A 658-nucleotide genomic window follows, 5' to 3' on the forward strand; every position below is an offset into this window, starting at 1 on the left:
CGCAACTCGTTTAATGAAGGCAATGAAGCCAATGACTTCACAGCATCTACACTTAAACTTGTTGCACCCATTGAACCACCAAGGATGACAAATTTGTCATTGCTTTTCGCAAAATCAACAGCAACTTTTGGTGCTGTGATTGGATCTTCTGAATAAGCAATAAGTGTTTGTCCGGTAAACAAACCCACTATCGATTCAGATTCCGTGCCCTGAAGAGCGATTTTAGCAAGACGGTTTTTGGCGACCTTAACGGCACCGCCAGCTTCACCCATTTTCGAACGCAGATCATTCATCTGTGAAACTGTCAGACCGGAATAATGTGCAACAACAACAGAACCAGACTTCCGAAAAGCCTCGTTAAGCCATGTAACAAATTCGCGTTTTTCCGCTCTATTCACTGTCTCTCTCCATTTAACAGATTTGCTTAGAACAAACCTGTTGGTTACCTTTGATAACATAAAATACTTCATGTCACCGATGAGGATCCTGTCCCCTTTTTCACGCACAGCGTTCAAAGGCAACCTTGGCTCAAACCCTTTAAGTCTTTTAACTCTCAGTTTTTACCCCAGTCTCATGCAGGCTTTTTTGATTAAGATACTTAAAAGTATCACCTACAATCTCGGACAGGATATTCCGGAATTTCTTCCGGTACAACCTA

1 protein-coding gene is annotated in these 658 nt (G+C 42.1%); it reads right to left on the minus strand.

All coding sequences use genetic code 11. The annotated features are described in order from the left end of the window. The coding region (gene rplJ / locus ACFIO3_RS14880; protein WP_375704758.1) for a 50S ribosomal protein L10 at nucleotides 1–398 on the minus strand (398 nt) is incomplete at its 3' end. Nucleotides 399–658: the final 260 nt, after the last annotated feature.

The organism is Bartonella sp. AD328YNZD (assembly GCF_042196425.1).